Source organism: Romboutsia sp. 13368, from assembly GCF_018336475.1.
Lineage (GTDB): Bacteria > Bacillota > Clostridia > Peptostreptococcales > Peptostreptococcaceae > Romboutsia.
In genome coordinates this window covers 1,300,464-1,300,948 of sequence record NZ_CP048741.1, presented here as the reverse complement: position 1 = coordinate 1,300,948, position 485 = coordinate 1,300,464, and the positions used below count along the sequence as shown (strand labels likewise).

Genomic DNA, 485 nt, shown 5'->3' with positions numbered 1-485 from the left:
ATTTAAGTATAAATAAATTTAGATAAGGAGAGCAATATGAATATTTTAAAAGTAAGTAACTTAAGCAAAGTATACGGAAGTAAGGTAATATCAAATGCATTAAAGGATATAAGCTTTAACATAGAAAATGGAGAATTTGTAGGAATAATGGGTCCAAGTGGTAGTGGAAAAACTACTCTATTAAATTTAATATCAACTATAGATAAACCAACTTCAGGAAAGATAATTTTAGCTGACAAAGAGCCACATAAGTTAAAAGGAGATGAACTTGCCTTATTTAGAAGAAGAGAACTTGGATTTGTATTCCAAGATTACAACTTACTAGAAACTTTAACAATAGGTGAAAATATAGTTTTACCATTAACTTTAGACAATGTACCTATAAAAGAGCAAGATGAAAAATTAAAAAAGGTATCTAAAATACTAGGAATAGAAGATTTATTAAATAAAAGAACTTTTGAAGTATCAGGAGGTCAAGCACAAAG

General features: G+C 27.4%; 1 protein-coding gene. It reads left to right on the top strand.

Features of this window, described 5'->3' with window-relative positions; translation table 11 throughout:
• Positions 1 to 36: 36 nt before the first annotated feature.
• A partial coding sequence (locus tag G3997_RS05280) for an ABC transporter ATP-binding protein (protein ID WP_296644055.1) occupies positions 37 to 485 on the top strand: 449 nt, incomplete at its 3' end.